The 15,857-nt window shown below is 69.5% G+C and carries 20 protein-coding genes; 14 read left to right on the forward strand and 6 right to left on the reverse strand.

Annotated elements, in window-relative coordinates; all coding sequences use genetic code 11:
* The first annotated feature begins 6 nt into the window (after positions 1-6).
* From AMYAL_RS0130310 to AMYAL_RS0130345, 8 genes are all read left to right on the forward strand, one after another.
* The gene (locus AMYAL_RS0130310; RefSeq protein WP_020635039.1) at positions 7-1,032 is read left to right on the forward strand and encodes an LLM class F420-dependent oxidoreductase; all 1,026 of its coding nucleotides are present in this window, start codon (positions 7-9) and stop codon (positions 1,030-1,032) included.
* Positions 1,033-1,572: 540 nt separating this feature from the next.
* Positions 1,573-3,588 carry a neutral/alkaline ceramidase gene (locus AMYAL_RS0130315; RefSeq protein ID WP_020635040.1) on the forward strand — a complete coding sequence of 672 codons (2,016 nt, stop codon included), beginning with the start codon at positions 1,573-1,575 and terminating at the stop codon, positions 3,586-3,588.
* A 17-nt stretch (positions 3,589-3,605) separates the two neighbouring features.
* On the forward strand, positions 3,606-4,565 hold the full coding sequence (locus AMYAL_RS0130320; protein ID WP_020635041.1) for a sphingomyelin phosphodiesterase: 960 nt from the start codon (positions 3,606-3,608) through the stop codon (positions 4,563-4,565).
* Between the two features lie 34 nt (positions 4,566-4,599).
* On the forward strand, positions 4,600-5,904 hold the full coding sequence (locus AMYAL_RS0130325; RefSeq protein WP_020635042.1) for an MFS transporter: 1,305 nt from the start codon (positions 4,600-4,602) through the stop codon (positions 5,902-5,904).
* Positions 5,901-7,301, forward strand: coding sequence for a pyridoxal phosphate-dependent decarboxylase family protein (locus tag AMYAL_RS0130330; RefSeq protein WP_020635043.1), 1,401 nt, complete (start codon positions 5,901-5,903; stop codon positions 7,299-7,301). Before AMYAL_RS0130325 ends, AMYAL_RS0130330 begins: the two co-directional genes overlap by 4 nt.
* Positions 7,302-7,376: 75 nt before the next feature.
* Positions 7,377-7,808 carry an SRPBCC domain-containing protein gene (locus AMYAL_RS0130335; protein WP_020635044.1) on the forward strand — a complete coding sequence of 144 codons (432 nt, stop codon included), beginning with the start codon at positions 7,377-7,379 and terminating at the stop codon, positions 7,806-7,808.
* Positions 7,798-8,130: an ArsR/SmtB family transcription factor gene (locus AMYAL_RS0130340; protein ID WP_020635045.1), complete on the forward strand. Its 333-nt coding sequence runs from the start codon at positions 7,798-7,800 to the stop codon at positions 8,128-8,130. The genes AMYAL_RS0130335 and AMYAL_RS0130340 overlap by 11 nt, the downstream gene beginning before the upstream one ends.
* Complete coding sequence (locus AMYAL_RS0130345; protein WP_020635046.1) at positions 8,127-8,819, forward strand: DUF899 domain-containing protein; 693 nt, start codon at positions 8,127-8,129, stop codon at positions 8,817-8,819. Before AMYAL_RS0130340 ends, AMYAL_RS0130345 begins: the two co-directional genes overlap by 4 nt.
* Before the next feature lie 64 nt (positions 8,820-8,883).
* On the opposite strand, the gene AMYAL_RS0130350 is transcribed toward AMYAL_RS0130345, so the two are convergent.
* The 4 genes from AMYAL_RS0130350 to mrf are packed head-to-tail and all read right to left on the reverse strand — an operon-like array spanning position 8,884 to position 11,619.
* On the reverse strand, positions 8,884-9,957 hold the full coding sequence (locus tag AMYAL_RS0130350) for a GTP-binding protein (protein WP_020635047.1): 1,074 nt from the start codon (positions 9,955-9,957) through the stop codon (positions 8,884-8,886).
* Positions 9,954-10,112, reverse strand: coding sequence for a 50S ribosomal protein L32 (gene rpmF / locus AMYAL_RS0130355; RefSeq protein WP_020635048.1), 159 nt, complete (start codon positions 10,110-10,112; stop codon positions 9,954-9,956). Before rpmF ends, AMYAL_RS0130350 begins: the two co-directional genes overlap by 4 nt.
* Entirely contained in the window at positions 10,112-10,369 is a 258-nt protein-coding gene (locus AMYAL_RS0130360) for a type B 50S ribosomal protein L31 (RefSeq protein WP_020635049.1), read from the reverse strand. Before AMYAL_RS0130360 ends, rpmF begins: the two co-directional genes overlap by 1 nt.
* A complete protein-coding gene (gene mrf / locus AMYAL_RS0130365) occupies positions 10,366-11,619 on the reverse strand; it encodes a ribosome hibernation factor-recruiting GTPase MRF (protein WP_020635050.1) in 1,254 nt (417 codons plus the stop codon). Before mrf ends, AMYAL_RS0130360 begins: the two co-directional genes overlap by 4 nt.
* Positions 11,620-11,703: 84 nt before the next feature.
* Between mrf and rpmB the strand changes: the two genes are divergently transcribed.
* The 6 genes from rpmB to cobA all read left to right on the forward strand — a co-directional run bounded on the left by rpmB (position 11,704) and on the right by cobA (position 14,414).
* Positions 11,704-11,940 (forward strand): 50S ribosomal protein L28, encoded by a 237-nt coding sequence (rpmB, locus tag AMYAL_RS0130370; protein ID WP_020635051.1) that lies wholly within the window; start codon positions 11,704-11,706, stop codon positions 11,938-11,940.
* The gene (gene rpmG, locus AMYAL_RS0130375; RefSeq protein WP_005149953.1) at positions 11,940-12,107 is read left to right on the forward strand and encodes a 50S ribosomal protein L33; all 168 of its coding nucleotides are present in this window, start codon (positions 11,940-11,942) and stop codon (positions 12,105-12,107) included. The genes rpmB and rpmG overlap by 1 nt, the downstream gene beginning before the upstream one ends.
* Complete coding sequence (gene rpsN, locus AMYAL_RS0130380; RefSeq protein WP_020635052.1) at positions 12,107-12,412, forward strand: 30S ribosomal protein S14; 306 nt, start codon at positions 12,107-12,109, stop codon at positions 12,410-12,412. The genes rpmG and rpsN overlap by 1 nt, the downstream gene beginning before the upstream one ends.
* A complete protein-coding gene (gene rpsR, locus AMYAL_RS0130385) occupies positions 12,409-12,657 on the forward strand; it encodes a 30S ribosomal protein S18 (RefSeq protein ID WP_020635053.1) in 249 nt (82 codons plus the stop codon). The genes rpsN and rpsR overlap by 4 nt, the downstream gene beginning before the upstream one ends.
* A 65-nt stretch (positions 12,658-12,722) precedes the next feature.
* A complete protein-coding gene (locus AMYAL_RS0130390) occupies positions 12,723-13,130 on the forward strand; it encodes an ankyrin repeat domain-containing protein (RefSeq protein WP_020635054.1) in 408 nt (135 codons plus the stop codon).
* A gap of 54 nt (positions 13,131-13,184) precedes the next feature.
* Positions 13,185-14,414: a uroporphyrinogen-III C-methyltransferase gene (gene cobA / locus AMYAL_RS0130395; protein ID WP_020635055.1), complete on the forward strand. Its 1,230-nt coding sequence runs from the start codon at positions 13,185-13,187 to the stop codon at positions 14,412-14,414.
* On the opposite strand, the gene AMYAL_RS0130400 is transcribed toward cobA, so the two are convergent.
* Together AMYAL_RS0130400 and AMYAL_RS0130405 are read right to left on the reverse strand one after the other, a co-directional pair.
* The gene (locus tag AMYAL_RS0130400) at positions 14,390-14,944 is read right to left on the reverse strand and encodes a GNAT family N-acetyltransferase (RefSeq protein WP_020635056.1); all 555 of its coding nucleotides are present in this window, start codon (positions 14,942-14,944) and stop codon (positions 14,390-14,392) included. The two genes, cobA and AMYAL_RS0130400, sit on opposite strands and share 25 nt — an antisense overlap.
* Entirely contained in the window at positions 14,934-15,821 is an 888-nt protein-coding gene (locus AMYAL_RS0130405) for an alpha/beta fold hydrolase (protein WP_020635057.1), read from the reverse strand. Before AMYAL_RS0130405 ends, AMYAL_RS0130400 begins: the two co-directional genes overlap by 11 nt.
* Positions 15,822-15,857: the final 36 nt, after the last annotated feature.

A 15,857-nucleotide genomic window follows, 5' to 3' on the forward strand; every position in this document is an offset into this window, starting at 1 on the left:
GCCTCGATGAAGCTTGGTTACCACCTCGGTTACTGGTCCTCCGGCCCGCCCGAGGGCGCGCTGGACGCGGTGGTGAAGGCCGAAGAACTCGGCTTCGACTCCGTGTGGACCGCCGAGGGCTACGGTTCGGACGCGTTCACGCCGCTCGCCTGGTGGGGCGCGTCGACCAGCCGGATCAAGCTCGGCACCAACATCGTCCAGATGTCGGCGCGCACCCCGACCGCGACGGCCATGCACGCGCTGACCCTGGACCATCTGTCCGGCGGCCGGTTCGTGCTCGGGCTCGGCGCTTCCGGACCGCAGGTGGTCGAGGGCTGGTACGGGCAGCCGTATCCGAAGCCGCTGGCCCGCACCCGCGAGTACGTCGACATCGTGCGGAAGGTCGTCGCGCGCGAGGCTCCGGTGACCCACGACGGGCAGCATTTCCAGCTGCCGCTCAACGGCGGGGCCGGACTGGGGAAGGCGCTGAAGTCCACGGTGCACCCGTTCCGGAAGGAGATCCCGATCTTCCTCGCCGCCGAGGGGCCCAAGAACGTGGCGCTGTCGGCGGAGATCTGCGACGGCTGGCTCCCGCTGTTCTTCTCGCCCAAGAGCGACGCCTTCTATCGGACGGCGTTGCAGGAAGGCTTCTCGCGCCCCGGTGCCAGGCACGGCTTCGACGACTTCGAGGTCGCCGCGTCCGTCCCGGTGCTGGTCCACGACGACGTCGAGGAGGCCGCGAGCTGGATCAAACCGTCGCTGGCGCTCTACATCGGCGGCATGGGCGCGAAATCGGTGAACTTCCACCACGACGTCTTCGCCCGGATGGGGTACGAGGACGTCGCCGACAAGGTGCAGGAGCTGTACCTGGCCGGCCGCAAGGACGAGGCGACCGCCGCGATCCCGACGTCGCTGGTCGAGGACACGTCGCTGATCGGACCGGCGGAAAAGATCCGGGACGAGCTGGCCCGCTGGGAGGAGACCGTGGTGACCACGCTGCTTCTGCGAGGCGACGCCGCCACACTCACGAAGGTCGCCGAAACCCTCTCGTAGACGGGTTGGTCGCGGTGCCCCGAGCGCCACGCCTGGGACGCTCATCGTCTCGAACGTGGCGCTCGGCGCGTATCGCACTGGTGCTCCGGCGTCGCGAAAGCCACTTTCAGGGCATCGGACGTCCCGAAAGTGGCTTTCGCGACACCCGAACCCGGCAGCCGCACGAGCGGTGGGCACGACACCTTTGCCTTCGGCCCGATAACCCGAATCGCCACTCACGACCAGCCTGACCGAACCGGTATGGCCTTGCCGCTCACGGGCTGGGTGGATGGTGCTGGACAGGTCCTGAAGGCCACCTTTCAGACGCTCAACGTCCTGAAGGGGCCCTTGGGGACAAGTCCGCTGTGGCTGGGCCGGCTGGGAGCTGAAGGGCGCTTTCCCCGCGCCGCATGCGGGGAAAGCGCCCTTCGCTGCGTGAGACGCGGGGAAAGCCCCCTTCGGCCCCGCGCCGTTCGTGGGTTGCGACCGTGAGGCCCATCACGTAGCGTCCCGGCCACGAACATGAAGTCGGTTCATGTTCGTGGCCGGGAGGTGCGACTCATGACGGTGAGCCGGAGGCGGGTTCTCGCGGGTGCGGCGGCCTTGCCGGTCGCGGCGAGTGTGCTCGGTGCCCAGCAAGCACAAGCGGCGCCATCGAAGGGTTTCCGCGTCGGCGCCGGCATCTCCGACGTCACCGGTCCCGCCGCCGAGAACGGCATGATGGGCTACTCGATGCCGCAGCAGCAGACCGCCGGCATCCACCTCCGCACCAGGGCGCGGGCCTTCGTGGTCGACGACGGCGCCAAGCGGATCGCCTTCGTGACCGCCGACCTCGGCGCCCTGTTCCAGTCCGTCCACCAGGGCGTCATGCGCAAGCTCCAGGCCGCGTTCGGCGACGTCTACACCGAGCAGAACGTGCTCCTCAACGCCACGCACACCCACTCCGCGTGCGGCGGCGATTCCCACTACGCCGCCTACGATCTCGCGATCCTCGGGTTCCAGCAGGAGGTCTACGACGCCGTCGTCGACGGGATCTTCGAAGCCATCAGCCGGGCGCACGCGAACCTCGCGCCAGGCTCGATCCGGCTCGGCCGCGCGGAACTGACCAAGGCGAGCGTCAACCGCTCCCGCAAGGCCTTCGACCTGAACCCGAAGGCCGACAAGGACCACTTCCCGCAGGCGATCGACCCGGCCGTCACGGTGCTGCGGTTCAGCCAGAACGGTGTCGACGTCGGCGCGATCAGCTGGTTCGCCACGCACGGCACGTCCATGAGCAACGGGAACCACCTGATCAGCGGCGACAACAAGGGTTACGCCGCCTACGAGTGGGAGCACGACCACGTCGGCGTGCGCTACCTCGACGGGAACCCGCGGTTCGTCGCCGCGTTCCCGCAGACCAACACCGGCGACATGAGCCCGAACCTGAACCTTTCGCCGGGGACACCGGAGACGGAGTTCGAGAACACCCGCACCATCGGCGATCTCCAGTTCCGCGCGGCGAAGAGCGCCTTCGACGCCGCGGCCGAAGCCGTGACCGGCGGCGTCGACCACCGCATGTGTTACGTGGACATGTCCGATGTGGCCGTCGACGCGAAGTACACCCCGAACGGGCGGCCGCAGCGCACCTGCACGGCCGCGATCGGGGTGTCGATGCTCGCGGGCAGCCGCGAGGACGGCCCCGGCCTGCCGCTCCCGGAAGGCGTGAAGAACCCGTTCATCGACTGGCTCGGCGGCATCGACGCGCCGATCCCGCAGGCGCTCGCCGACGCGCACGCGCCGAAGGTGATCGCGGTGCCGTTCGGCGCGATGAAACCGTATCCGTGGACGCCGGAGGTCCTGCCGCTGCAGATCGTCCGCATCGGACAGCTGCATCTCGTGGCCGTGCCCGCCGAGCTGACCATCGTCTCCGGGCTGCGCCTGCGCCGGACCGTGGCAGGCGAACTCGGCGTCCCGCTGGAGAACGTGCTCGTCCAGGGCTACTCCAACGCCTACAGCCAGTACGTCACCACGCCCGAGGAATACGACTCGCAGCAGTACGAAGGCGCGTCGACGCTGTACGGCCGCTACACGCTTCCGGCCTACCAGCAGGAATTCGCCAAACTCGCGGCCGCGATGAAGGCAGGGAAGACCGTCCCGCACGGGCCGACGCCGCGGGATCTGCGCGGCAAGCTGATCAACTTCCAGCCCGGTGTCGTCTTCGACAGCGCGCCCGCGTTCAAGAACTTCGGTGATGTCACGGTCGACGCGAAGAGCACCTACGCGCGCGGCGAGCAGGTCGCGGTCGAGTTCGTCACCGGGCACCCGAAGAACGACCTCCGGCGCGGCGGCACGTTCCTGGAGATCCAGCGCCTGGTCGACGGCAAGTGGGTCCGGCACGCCGACGACGGCGACTGGGACACGAAGTACCACTGGGCGCGGACTTTCGTCGCCGAATCGAAAGCCGTCGTCCACTGGAAGATCCCCGCGAACGCCCCGATCGGCAAATATCGCGTGGTCCACTTCGGCAACTGGAAGAACGGCTGGAACGGGACGATCTCCGCGTTCAGCGGAACCTCCCGGACATTCGTCGTCTCCTGACCCCGGAAAGGTCTTTCGTGCGGAAGCTCGCCGTAGTCGCCATCGCCGCCGCCCTGTTCGCCGGAACCGCCGTCCCCGCCCAAGCGGCGGTCTCGGTCAAGGTCATGGCGTTCAACATCTGGCAGCTGCCCTGGATCGCCAACCCGAACACCTCGGACAAGCAGGCAAGGGCCCGCGCCGCCGAAGACGTCATCCGCGCGAACGACGCCGACGTCGTCGTCCTGGACGAGGCTTTCAGCGCCCAGGCGGAGGAAATGCGGAACCGGCTGAAGGACGTCTGGCCGTACCAGACGCCCCTGATCGGCCAGTACTGCAAGACGTCGCCGGGCTGGACCACGGTGAACGGGAACTGCTCGAATTCGCCCGTCGTGGTCAACGGCGGCGTCACGGTGCTGAGCAAGGCGCCGGTGACCGAACAGCACCAGCTGGTCTTCCGCAACTCCTACTCGGGCACCGCGGACTACCTGTCCAACAAGGGCGCCGCGCTCGCCCGGCTGGTCGTGAACGGCAAGCCGCTCTGGATCGCGGGCACCCACATGCAGGCCGACGAGGGACCGGAGACGCTGCCGAAGGCGCACGACGTCCGGATGGCGCAGCTCGGCGAGATCCGGGACCTGGTCACGAAATACGCGCCCGCGGCCGAGCCGGTCGTCATCGCAGGCGACCTGAACATCGAGTACTGGGCGGGACAGGGGCGCAAGGACTCCCTCGGCCGGACCCAGGTCCAGCAGGGCGAAGCCTTCCTCGGCGGTATCCTCCGCACGGCCGGCGAAGGCGACTACACCTTCGACGCGGCGACGAACCCGAACGCCGCGAAGTCCGTTCCGGCGACCTATCGCGACTCGCTGGACTACGTTGGCGCCGTGCGCGCGGGCGGCCGTCCACTCGCCGCTGTCGGCCCGGTACAGCTCGTGCATTACGACGGTGGCACGATTCCTTCCGACCACTACCCGGTGGTGGCCAAGATCCAATACTGAGGCCTTCATCGGGAGAATCGCCTCGAGGAGGATCATGGCATCGCTGCCAGCACGGACGAGGTACCGCTACTCGCTCGGCTCGTTCGTCACCGGCCCGTTCGGCACGGTCCCCGGCCTGCTCCTCCTGAAGTACCTCACCGACACGATGGGCGTCGCGGCGGGCGTGGCCGGGCTGATCGTGTTCGTTCCCAAGGCCTGGGACGTGCTGTTCAACCCGATCGCGGGCAGGCTGTCGGACGCGGACATGGTCCGAACCGGCAGTCGTCGCCGGTTCCTGCTCTTCGGCGGCATCGGCGTCTCGATCCTCTTCGCGGCCCTGTTCGCGCATCCGGGCTTCGGCGGCCCGGTGCCTGACGCGATCTACGTCGTCGTCGTATTCCTGTTGTGTGCCACCGCGTACGCGTTCTTCCAGGTGCCGTTCAACGCGCTGCCCGCCGAACTGACGGACTCGGCCGACGAGCGCACGAAGCTGACCAGTATCCGGATCGGTTTCCTCGCGGTCGCCATCCTGATCTGCGGCGGCGGCGCGCCCGCGATCACCGAGGCTGTCGGCGGCATCGCGGGCTACCGCGTCATGGGCGTGTTCATCGCCGTGATCATCCTGCTGGCGACCCTCGGCGTGTACTTCGGGCTGAAGGACGCGCCGGTCGGCGCGCTGCGACCGAACACGGTGAGCCCGCGCGAACTGTTCCGGACGCTCGCGCAGTGGCGTCCGTTCCGCTGGCTGCTCGGGGTCTACTTCATCCAGGCGCTCGGCATCGGCACCGTGCTGGCCGCGATCCCGTTCTTCGCGGAGCGGATCCTCGGCAGCTCCGGCTACTCGACGGTCCTGTTCGTCGGTTTCGTCGGCCCGGCGCTGCTGACCATGCCCCTGTGGCCGAAACTCGGCGCGAGCGTGGGGAAGCTGGTCGGGTTCCGGCTCGCCACCGCCGCGTTCGGTGTCGGTTTGTTCGGGTTGCTCGGCGCCAAGGTGTTCCCGTTCCCCGTCACGATGGTGTTCGTCGCGTTCTGCGGTGTCGGGTACGCGGGGATCTCGGTGTTCCCGCTGGCGATCCTGCCGGATCTGATCAGCGACGAGGAGGAGCGGACCGGTGAGACCAGGGCCGGTGTCGCGGCTGGGGTCTGGACTGCGTCGGAGACGCTGGGGCTCGCGCTCGGCCCTGGTATCTGGGGGCTCGTGCTGCAGTTCGGCGGCTACCAGGCCAGCCTCGCCCCTGGCGCCGCGCAGCCGGACAGCGCGCTCACGGCCATCCTGCTCGGCGCGTCGATCCTTCCGGCGGTGCTGATCCTGTTCGGTATCCCGCTGCTGCGGAAGTCGGTACTGGAGCGCCGGTCGTGACCGCCGACGACGTCCTGCGGGAGTTGCGGGAGCTGCGCGCGGGCGACCTGCCGACCCACGGGGGCCGGACCCTTGCCTACGTCTACGACAGCGGTTTGTCCGAAGTGGACGAACTCGGGGCGGCGGCGCACGCGCTGGCGTCGTCGGCCAACGGCCTCGATCCGACCGCGTTCCCCAGCCTGCTGCGGATGGAGAACGACCTCGTCGGTACCGCGGCGCGGCTGCTGGGCGGTACTGCGGAGACGGTCGGTTCGGTGACCTCGGGCGGCACCGAGTCGTGCATGCTCGCCGTCCTGGCCGCCCGCGACGCGCGTCCCGAAGTGCCCTCGCCGAGCATCGTGCTGCCCACGACGGCGCACGCCGCGTTCCACAAGGCGGCGCATTTCTTCGGTGTCCGCGTGGTTTCGGTGCCGGTCGATCCGGTGACCTTCCGCGCCGTTCCCGAGGCGATGGCCGCGGCGGCCGACGACAGCACGGTGCTCGTCGTGGCGAGCGCGCCGTCGTACGCCCACGGCGTCCTCGACCCGATCCCGGAGATCGCCGCGCTGCTGGACGGCGTCCGGTTCCATGTGGACGCCTGCATCGGCGGCTGGGTGCTGCCGTACCTGGATGCCGGCCCGTTCGGCTTCGACGTCCCCGGCGTCACGAGTGTTTCCGTGGACCTGCACAAGTACGCCTACTGTCCGAAAGGTGTGTCGGTCCTCCTGCACGCCAACGCCGGGCTGCGCCGATCGCAGTACTTCGCCAGCGCGGACTGGCCCGGCTACACGATGCTGAACACCACGCTGCAAAGCACGCGTTCGGGTGGCCCGCTCGCCGCGGCGTGGGCGGTCGTGCGCCACGTCGGCGACGAGGGATACGCGAAGCTGGCTTCGGCCGCGCGTGAGGCCGCGGTGGAGTTCCGCGCCGGTGTCGAGGCGATCGAAGGATTGCGTGTCCTCGGCGATCCGGTGTCGACCCTGCTCGCGTTCACCGTGGACGCCGGCGCGGGCTTCGATCTGTTCACCGTGGCGGACGAGATGCGGGAGCGCGGCTGGTACGTCCAGCCCCAGTTCGCTCACGAAACGTCGCCCGCCAATCTGCACCTGACCGTCACGGCGGCGAACCGGGGGAGTGAGAAGGTGTTCCTGGCCGATCTCGCGGCTTCCGTCGCCGCGGCCCACGAGTCCGGACCGGTCGTCGTCGACCCGCAGGTGGCGGAGTTCGTCGCCGCGCTGGACCCCGCGACGTTGACACCGGAGCAGTTCGCCGGGCTGCTGGCGGCGGCGGGCCTCGGTGGTGAAGCGGGTTTGCCCACGCGGATGGCGGAGATCAACGCGCTCCTGGCCACCGCGCCCGGTCCGTTGCGGGAGCGGCTGCTGCTGGAGTTCCTCGGCGCGCTGTACACGGCTTCCTGAACCAGCCTTGACGCAATCGATCGGTTGCTATACAAAGTTATAGCAACCGCTTGATTGCTACTTGAGGAGGCTGTCATGGGATTCCCCGACCGCATCGAACGCACTGTCGAAATCGCCCACCCGCCCGCGAAGGTCTGGGCCGCGCTGACCACGGCCGAAGGACTCGGAACCTGGTTCGGGAACCAGGCGAGCATCGACCTGCGGCCCGGCGGCGACGCCGAGATGAAATGGGACGAGGGGCACAAGGCGAACATGCGCGTCGAACGCGTCGAGGAGCCGGAGATCTTCGGCTTCACCTGGAACATCTACGGCCTGCCCGACGACGACCCTCGCCGCACCTACGTCGAGTTCACCCTCGAACCGGTCGGCGCGGGCACGCGGCTCACCGTCGTCGAGACCGGGTTCTCCCAGCTGCCGGACGAGACCCACCGCGTCGCGTTCGAAGGGAACACGAAGGGGTGGGCGGCCGAACTGGGCGAACTGATCGAATACCTCGATGCCGTCTGACATCGAAGCGATCGCCGAACAGGTCTTCGTCGCACTGGCCGACCCGAGCAGGCGGAGCATCCTCGCCACCCTCGCCTCGGGCGGTCCCGCCACGGCGACCGATCTGGCCGACCGGCTGCCCATCACGCGGCAGGCCATCGCCAAGCACCTCGCGCTGCTCACCGACGCAGGCCTGGTGATCCCTGAACAAGGGGAGCGGCGCCGCATCCGGTACGCGCTCCGCTCCGCCCCGATGCAGGTCGCCCAGCAGTTCCTCGCCGCGCTCGCCCGTGATTGGGACGGGCCGCTCGCGGCTCTGAAAGAGCATCTGGAGGGATCATGAAGATCACGACCGTGTCCCCGGCCGAATGGGAAGAAGCGCGCCTTCGGTTGCTGGTGAAGGAAAAGGAGCTGACCCGCGCCCGTGACGCGCTCGCGGCCGAACGGCGGCGGATGCCCTGGGTCGCGGTCGAAAAGCCGTATGAGTTCGAAGGCCCGTCCGGGACGGTGAACCTGCTCGACCTGTTCGAGGGACGCCGTCAGCTGATCGTCTACCGGGCCTTCTTCGATCCCGGCGTCGAAGGTTTTCCGGACCACGCCTGCAAAGGCTGCTCACTGGTGGCCGACCAGGTCGCGCACGTCTCGCACCTGAACGCCCGCGACACCACCCTGGCGTTCGCCTCGCGAGGCACGCAACCGGACCTCGCGCGCATGAAGGCACGGATGGGCTGGACGATGCCGTGGTACACGATCACCAGTGACTTCGACGTCGATTTCGGCGTCGGTGAGTGGCACGGCACCAACGCCTTCATCCGCGAAGGCGACCAGGTGTACCGGACGTACTTCATCAACAACCGCGGTGACGAGGTGATGGGCGGGACCTGGAGTTACCTCGACATCACCGCGCTGGGGCGGCAGGAACAGTGGGAAGACTCGCCAGACGGACACCCGCAGAGCCCGCCCTACGAGTGGTGGAACTGGCACGACGCCTACGGCTCCACTCCCACTCCCTCCGCCTCCGGCTGCTGCTGACGCCCCGAGCGCCACGCTGGGGACGCTCACCGCCTCAAGCGTGGCGCTCGGGGCATCGTGTGCTTCAGTGGACGTGCACCGCTTCCCACTCCGGAAACGGGTCCGCACCGGCGAAACCGGTCGCCAGGCAAGACCGCAGAGAGTCCACCAGCGCGTCCTTCTCCAGCCCCACCCCGATGAACACGAGTTCCTGCCGCGGCGTTTCCTCGACACCCTGCGGCTCGAACCGCACGACGGACCCGGCCTGCGACCACAGCCCGGTCACCCCCGGCCGCGACGCCAGCGAGAAGAACCCCTTCGACCGCAGCACCGTCCCGAACTCCCCGGAATCGAGCCTCCCGACGAAGTCCCACAGCCGCACGGCATCGAAAGCGAGCGAGGCACGGAAGACCACGCTGGAGATTCCGTACTCTTCGGTCTCCGGGACGTGGTCGCCGTTGAGTTCGGCCACCCAGCCGGGTGCTTCCTGCGCCCGCTCGACGTCGTAGCGCCCGGTGCCGAGCAGCCGGTCGAGGGAGACCCTGCCGTGCGTCGAGACGACGACGTCGGCGGCCGGGTTGAGCCGCCGCAGTACCGCCGTCAGCCGTTCGAGGGAGGCGCCCGCGACGAGGTCCGCCTTGTTCAGCAAGAGGACGTCGGCGAACTCGATCTGGTCCATCAGCAGGTCGCTGACCGTCCGCTCGTCGTCCTCGTACTGGTCCAGCCCGCGTTCGGTCAGCGCGTCCCCGGACGCCAGTTCCCGCTCGAAGTTCACCGCGTCGACCACGGTCACCATCGTGTCGAGACGCGCGGCGTCCAGGAAAGAGAACGTCGCCGCCACGGGCATCGGCTCGGAGATCCCGCTCGATTCGATGAGCAGGTAGTCGAACCGGCCGTCCGCGCAGAGCCGCGAGACCTCTTCGAGCAGGTCGTCGCGCAGGGTGCAGCAGATGCACCCGTTGGTCATCTCGACGAGCCGCTCCTCGGTGCGGGACAGGCTGTTCCCGTCCCGCACCAGTGCGGCGTCGATGTTGACCTCGCTCATGTCGTTCACGATCACCGCCATTCGCAGCCCCTCGCGGTTGCCGAGGATGTGGTTGAGCACGGTCGTCTTGCCCGCGCCGAGGAACCCGGACAGCACCGTGACCGGCGTCGTCACTCTCCCTCTCGATGAAAGTGCTTCATCAGCTTGCGCGGCACGAGTTTCGTCTCGCCGTTCACCTTGATCGGCACCAGGTCCGGTACGGCCGCCTTCCACTGCGAGCGCCGGGAGCGGGTGTTGCTGCGCGACATCTTCCGCTTCGGGACGGCCATTACTTCGACCCTCCGCGACGGCCGTAGCGGCGGTGGAACTTCTCGACCTGGCCCGCGCTGTCCATGATCCGCTGGTTGCCGGTCCAGAACGGATGCGACCACGAGCTGATCTCGACGTTCACCACCGGATAGGTGTTGCCGTCGCTCCATTCGATGGTCTGCTCCGACGTCGCGGTGGACCGGGTCAGGAAGGCGTCCCCGGTGGAGAGGTCCTTGAACACCACGGGGTGGTAGTCGGGGTGGATTCCGGGTTTCACTGCGTTTCGTCCTTTCGGTTCGACGCGTTCACGTCGTGCTTCTCAGGGTCGGTTTCCGTGTCCTCGCACGGTTCTTCGTGCCACTCGCCGAACGGGTCCGGGTAGCGGAGCCATTCCTGTTCACCGGCGGCGAGCTCGTCTTCGGTCAGCAACGCGCCGTTCAGGGCGGCCTCGATCTCGTCGGGCGTGGCCTGGTCGGTGACGACGACCAGTTCCTGGGCGCGGTCGCCGAACGTCGGGTCCCAGCGCAGGGAGGCCAGGGTGCGGCGCTCGGGGGAGACGTCGGCCCAGTCCGGTCCGCCGGGGGCGGCGAGCCATGCCCCGGCGTGCCCGACGCCGAGACCGCCGCCCGCGGACTCGATCCACAGCGCCATGTCCGGCTGGCTCGCCACCCAGAGCCGTCCCCGTGTGCGGACGACGCCGTCGAGCAGGACGTCGATCGCGTCGTGGAGCCGTTCGGGGTGGAACGGGCGCTGCGAGGTGAAGGTGAGCAGCCCGATGCCGCAGTCGGTGTGCAACGGCGGTTCGCCGCGCAGCAGCGGTCCGTGCATGTCGGTGACCTCGCCGCGCCGGGCGTCGGCCGGGACCGCGTCGAGCACGGTCTTCCCGTCCACTTCGGACAGTCCGACGCGGGGGATCGACGGCGCGACCCGGTCGAGTACCGCCGACGCCTTCGCCGCGGACCAGGCGTCCGTCGCCGCGCCGGCGAGGACGAGCAGGTCGGCGAACTCGACCTGCGACAGCGCGACCTGGGCGACCGTGCGCTCGTCCTCGGGGCTGGCCCGCAGGTCCCGTTCGGCCAGGGTGTCGTCGCCGGTGCTGTCGGCCAGCCAGCCGGCGCAGTCGACGACGGTCAGCACGGCCCGCAGGTCGACGTCCTCGATCACCGGGCGCTCGCCGACGAGGACGTGGTGCAGCGCCCAGCTGACCGGCTCGGGCTCCATGGCCTCGTCGAGCCGCACCACGATGCGCCGGACCTGCGGCATCCGCGAAAGCCGTCGCAGCAACGGCAGAAGGTCTTCGCGCAGCGTGCACGAGACACAGCCGTGCGCGAGTTCGAGCACCGTCAGCTGATCGCGGTCGCCGAGCCGGATCCGCCGCCGGACCACTCCGGAGTGGATCTCCCTCAGGTCGTGGTGCACGACGGCGGTGCCGGGCCCGGCCGAGCGCAGGCGTTCGGCGAGGTCGGCGTTCGGTCCCGGTGCGAGGCCACTGATCAGGACGAGGGGCACGCGGGGGTTGTCGGTCACTGAAGCTCCGGGGCGTCGATGGCGGGCTGGTTCGGCTGTGTACAGTAAATGAAAACGACTATCGATATCAACTCGGGAGGGTGTATGTCCGCCGTGTGCCAGGTCACCGGCCGCAAACCGGGCTACGGGAAGCAGGTGTCGCATTCGCATCGGCGCACGTCCCGGCGCTGGGAGCCGAACCTGCAGGCCAAGCGGTACTTCGTGCCGAGCGAAGGGCGCTGGGTCCGGCTGCGGGTCTCGGTGAAGGGCATGAAGACCATCGACAAGCGCGGGATCGAGGCCGTCGTGGCCGGGCTCCGCGCGAAAGGGGTGAAGCTCTGATGGCCAAGAGCACCGACATCCGGCCGATCATCAAGCTCCGCTCGACGGCGGGCACCGGCTACACGTACGTCACGAAGAAGAACCGCCGGAACGACCCGGATCGCATGGTGCTGCGCAAATACGACCCGGTCGCGCGCAAGCACGTCGAGTTCAAGGAGGAGCGCTGATGGCCAAGAAGTCCAAGATCGCCAAGAACGACCAGCGCAAGGTGATCGCCGCCCGCTACGTCGAACGGCGGCGCGAGCTGAAGGCCACCATCGCCTCGCCGTCCGCGTCGCCGGGGGAGAAGGCGGCCGCGGTGTCGGCCCTGCAGGCGATGCCGCGCGACGCCAGCGCGACCCGGATCCGCAACCGCGACACCGCCGACGGCCGCCCCCGCGGCTACCTGCGGAAATTCGGGCTCTCACGGGTCAGGATGCGGCAGCTGGCGCACAACGGCGAACTGCCCGGCGTCACGAAGTCGAGCTGGTGAGCGCGATGGGCAGGCCGAACCGGGACCGTCCCCTCAAGCGCAAGACGAACCTGTTGCACGCCAACAAGATCACCGAGGTCGACTGGAAGGACGCCGACCTGCTGCGGAAGTTCATCTCCGACCGCGGCAAGATCCGGGCCCGCCGGGTCACCGGGCTGACCCCCCGGCAGCAGAAGCAGGTCGCCACGGCGATCAAGAACGCCCGTGAGATGGCGTTGCTGCCCTACCCCAACGCGGGCCGCTGACCCCGCCGGTCCGGGCGGTGCGACACGCCGCCCGGACCGCGGTTCGGCGTGGAAGAATCGGCACCATGACGGAGAACCCCGGACAGGCCGAGGAATTCGATCCCGAACTGCTGGAACTGTGGGCGAAGGTGTTCGGCTTCGCCCGCTCGGGTGCGACGGCGGAGATCATCGCCTACGTGGACGCGGGCATCTCGGCGAACCTGACCAACGACCGGGGCGACACCCTGGTCATGCTCGCGGCCTATCACGGGCACGCGGAGACGGTCACGGCGCTGCTCGAACGCGGCGCCGACCCGAACCGTGAGAACGACCGTGGGCAGAGCCCCTTGGCGGGCGCTGTCTTCAAGAACGAGCCCGACGTCGTGAAGGCGCTCCTCAAGGGCGGCGCGGACGCGGCGGCGGGAGAGCCGTCGGCGATCGACGCGGCCAGGATGTTCGGCAACACCGAACTGCTGGCCTTGCTCGAGCGCTGAGGCGGTTCTCACTCGGATCGCGGTCCGGGCCACTGAATCCTTACACTGCCCCGCATGGATGACCCGCATTACCTCTCCGGCCTCGACCTGGCCGGCCGTCGTGTCGTGATGATCGGCGGCGGGTCGGTCGCCCAGCGCCGCCTGCCCCGGTTGATCGGCGCCGGCGCGCGGGTCGAACTGGTCTCGCCGCACACCACGCCGTCGGTGAGTGCCATGGCCGACGCCGGGGAGATCGTCTGGCACGAACGCCGCTACGCCGAGGGCGACCTCACCGACGCCTGGTACGCGCTGGCGTGCACGGACGACCCCGAGGTCAACGCCGCCGTCTGCGCCGAGGCAGAAAACGCGCGGGTGTTCTGCGTCCGCGCCGACGACGGCGATCGCGGCAGCGCGGTCACTCCGGCGTCGGGCAGGCACGGCGGACTGCTGGTCGGCGTCCTCTCCGGCGGTGAGCCCCTGCGGTCGGCCACCGTCCGGGACAGCATCCTCGACGGCCTCCGCGCCGGTACCGTCGCCGACGGCCGCGTACCGGACGCGCGCGACGAGCTCCCCGGCGTCGCCCTGGTGGGTGGCGGTCCCGGCGACCCGGAACTGATCACCGTCCGCGGCCGCCGTCTCCTCGCCAGGGCCGACGTCGTCGTCGCCGACAGGCTGGCCCCGCGCGAACTGCTCGACGAACTCTCGCCCCATGTCGAGATCGTCGACGCCGCGAAGATCCCGTACGGCCGCGCCGCCAGCCAGGACGTGATCAATTCCACGCTGATCGACCGGGCCAAGGCGGGCAAGTTCGTCGTGCGGCTCAAGGGCGGCGACCCGTACCTCTTCGGCCGCGGCTTCGAGGAGGTCCTCGCCTGCGCGGAAGCGGGCATCCCGGTGACGATGGTCCCCGGCATCACGAGCGCGTTCTCCGTGCCCGCCGCCGCGGACGTCCCGGTGACCCATCGCGGTGTCGCCCACGAGGTCGTGGTGGTGTCCGGGCACGTCGCGCCGGACGACGAGAAGTCGCTGGTGGACTGGCAATTGCTGGCGAAGATGCGCGGCACCGTCGTGCTGATGATGGGGGTCGAGCGGCTTCCGCTGTTCACCAAGGCGCTGCTGGAAGGGCGGCCGGGGGACACGCCGGTGGCGATCGTCGAGGACGGCACGATGCGCACCCAGCGGGTTCTCCGCTCCACTTTGGACAGTGTGGTCGAGGACGCCGCCGCGGCGGGCGTGCGGCCGCCCGCGGTGATCGTCTTCGGGCCGGTGGCGGGGCTGGCTCAGCCTTCGTTGCCGTCGACGTAGAGCCAGTCGGTCCCGTCGTCGCCCGCGGTGTCGAGGTGGGCGGCCCGGACCAGACCGGCTCGCAGCGCCACCCGCTGCGAGGCGAGGTTCTCCGGCCGGACACGGGCGATCACGAGGTCGTCCGGCCGGTGGGCGCGGGCCCAGTCCACCGCCGCCGTGGCGGCCTCACTGGCGTACCCGGAACCCCAGGAGGCCGGGAAGAGCCGGTAGAAGAGGTTCAGGACCGGACGGCGCCGGAAACCGACGATCTTCACGCCGCAGAAGCCCAGCGTCTCCGCCGAGTCGTGTCGCCGGACGGTCCAGTACCCGAACCCGTACCGGTTCCACTGATGCGACCAGCGGAGCAGTAGCAGTTCCGCGTCTTTGCGCGTTTCCAGCAGGTCCGAGGGATTGTGCGCGCAGGCCTCCGGATCGGTGTGGAGGGCGAAGATCGCGTCGAGGTCTTCAGGCACGGGACGGCGCAGGAGCAGGCGTCCGGCCCGCAGTTCCTCGGCGCCCGTGTCGCGGGTCGGCGCCGGGTCAGCGGTCATGGCAGCGCGCCGAGAAGTCGGTGATGGCGTCGGTCAGGCGGGTCGGGTCGAAGCGCAGTTCGACCGGGCTGCGGGCCTGGACGAACTCCGCCGCCGGCATGTCCTCGGCCAGTGTGTCGGCGTCGCCGAAGGGATGGATCGGGTCGCCCTCGTGCCCGATGACCAGCGCCGGGGTCTCGATGGTCCGCCGGATCGACTTGGGCGGTGCGATCCGGCCGAAGAGCACGCCGTGCAGGAGCGCGGCCATCGGCGCGGGCTGCTGGGACAGCGTGTCGGTGACGACGTCGACCCACTGGTTGCCGTGCGGGACGAGTTTCGCCGCGAGCGCCACCCCTTGCACGGTCACCGGCAGGAAGCGGGCCGCCATGAGCAGCGGCGTGAAGGTGATCAGCCCGGCGACGATCGCGTTGTCCAGCACGGGCATCTCGACGACCAGGCCGAGCGCGCGCTCCGGCGCGGAGACCCCCACTTCGAGCGCGACGTTCGCGCCCAGCGACGTCCCGCCGATGACGGCGGCGCCGACGTCCAGGTGGTCGAGCAGGGCGACGGTCTGCTCCGCGAACGCGGGCATCGAGTACAGCCACGAGTCGGTGGGCCGGTCCGAGTCGCCGTGCCCGAGCAGGTCGAGGGTCACCGCCCGGAAGCCCGCCCGCGCCAGCCTGCGGGCGAGCGGCGCGTGCATCCGCCTGGTCAGCATGATGCCGTGGGTGAGCACCACGACCCGGTCGCCGGAGCCGAACTCGGTGTAGGCGAGCCGGTGACCCTCATGGGTGAAAGACCCCGACAATTCGATCGGCCGGGAGGATCGCTCCCGCCGCCGCCCTGGGATGAGTGCGGGCAGGTCGGCGACCGCGGTGGCGCTGCTGGCCGGGCTCATATCCCACCGTCCTTCGTCGATCGTCGGTACTCACCG

This window comes from Amycolatopsis alba DSM 44262 (assembly GCF_000384215.1).
Lineage (GTDB): Bacteria > Actinomycetota > Actinomycetes > Mycobacteriales > Pseudonocardiaceae > Amycolatopsis > Amycolatopsis alba.

What these genes read in the sequence shown, in the direction of transcription:
- AMYAL_RS0130310 (WP_020635039.1), top strand. Translation starts at nt 7, where the DNA reads ATGAAGCTTGGTTACCACCTCGGTTACTGGTCCTCCGGCCCGCCCGAG.
- AMYAL_RS0130315 (WP_020635040.1), top strand. Translation starts at nt 1,573, where the DNA reads ATGACGGTGAGCCGGAGGCGGGTTCTCGCGGGTGCGGCGGCCTTGCCG.
- AMYAL_RS0130325 (WP_020635042.1), top strand. Translation starts at nt 4,600, where the DNA reads ATGGCATCGCTGCCAGCACGGACGAGGTACCGCTACTCGCTCGGCTCG.
- AMYAL_RS0130335 (WP_020635044.1), top strand. Translation starts at nt 7,377, where the DNA reads ATGGGATTCCCCGACCGCATCGAACGCACTGTCGAAATCGCCCACCCG.
- AMYAL_RS0130340 (WP_020635045.1), top strand. Translation starts at nt 7,798, where the DNA reads ATGCCGTCTGACATCGAAGCGATCGCCGAACAGGTCTTCGTCGCACTG.
- AMYAL_RS0130345 (WP_020635046.1), top strand. Translation starts at nt 8,127, where the DNA reads ATGAAGATCACGACCGTGTCCCCGGCCGAATGGGAAGAAGCGCGCCTT.
- rpmF (WP_020635048.1), bottom strand. Translation starts at nt 10,112, where the DNA reads ATGGCCGTCCCGAAGCGGAAGATGTCGCGCAGCAACACCCGCTCCCGG.
- rpmB (WP_020635051.1), top strand. Translation starts at nt 11,704, where the DNA reads ATGTCCGCCGTGTGCCAGGTCACCGGCCGCAAACCGGGCTACGGGAAG.
- rpmG (WP_005149953.1), top strand. Translation starts at nt 11,940, where the DNA reads ATGGCCAAGAGCACCGACATCCGGCCGATCATCAAGCTCCGCTCGACG.
- rpsN (WP_020635052.1), top strand. Translation starts at nt 12,107, where the DNA reads ATGGCCAAGAAGTCCAAGATCGCCAAGAACGACCAGCGCAAGGTGATC.
- AMYAL_RS0130390 (WP_020635054.1), top strand. Translation starts at nt 12,723, where the DNA reads ATGACGGAGAACCCCGGACAGGCCGAGGAATTCGATCCCGAACTGCTG.
- cobA (WP_020635055.1), top strand. Translation starts at nt 13,185, where the DNA reads ATGGATGACCCGCATTACCTCTCCGGCCTCGACCTGGCCGGCCGTCGT.
- AMYAL_RS0130400 (WP_020635056.1), bottom strand. Translation starts at nt 14,944, where the DNA reads ATGACCGCTGACCCGGCGCCGACCCGCGACACGGGCGCCGAGGAACTG.
- AMYAL_RS0130405 (WP_020635057.1), bottom strand. Translation starts at nt 15,821, where the DNA reads ATGAGCCCGGCCAGCAGCGCCACCGCGGTCGCCGACCTGCCCGCACTC.